This is a genomic window from Neisseria sp. P0021.S007 (assembly GCF_051956855.1).
The window spans coordinates 1-492 of record NZ_JBQCXA010001366.1; the positions used below are offsets into that span (position 1 = coordinate 1).

Annotated in this window: 1 protein-coding gene and 1 pseudogene; one reads left to right on the top strand and one right to left on the bottom strand. The window is 51.4% G+C overall.

What is annotated here, in order from left to right; genetic code table 11:
* The coding region (locus tag ACTHUR_RS19195; RefSeq protein WP_440400378.1) for an rRNA adenine N-6-methyltransferase family protein at nt 1-162 on the bottom strand (162 nt) is incomplete at its 3' end.
* A 183-nt stretch (nt 163-345) separates the two neighbouring features.
* Between ACTHUR_RS19195 and ACTHUR_RS19200 the strand changes: the two are divergent.
* A pseudogene (locus ACTHUR_RS19200) lies at nt 346-492 on the top strand (deoxyguanosinetriphosphate triphosphohydrolase); the annotation flags it as partial.

The following is a 492-nucleotide window of genomic DNA, read 5'->3' on the forward strand; positions in this document are numbered from 1 at the left end:
CAGCTTTTTCGCCAAAGGCTCGGTAATCGCCGCCAAGCCCGGCCCGATTTCAATCACCACATCATCCGCCTGCGGACGCACGGCGTTGACAATATCGGTAATAATCCGCGTGTCCTGCAAAAAATTCTGCCCGAAGCGTTTCCGGGCCTTATGTTCTTTCATCGCGTCTCTTCAAACTGTCGATCATTATAGTAAGCGCGTATTGTAACTGAAAAACAAAGTCCTGTTCAGACCAACTGCCCAAGCAGCCGCCCTACGCCAATCGGGATTTCAAACCGTCCCGCAATGCAGTAATATCCCGTTCATCCCACAAAGGTCGTCTGAAAACCAGCAAGGAGCAATTTCATGCAGATGAATTGGAAAAACCTTCTCTCCACTCAACGTTTCCGCACGAAAAACGGCGAAATCATCCCTACCGTCACGCCTTCCACCCAAGAAGGCGCAGACGCTTTGCGCACCGACTTCCATATCGACTACGACCGCGTCGTGTTC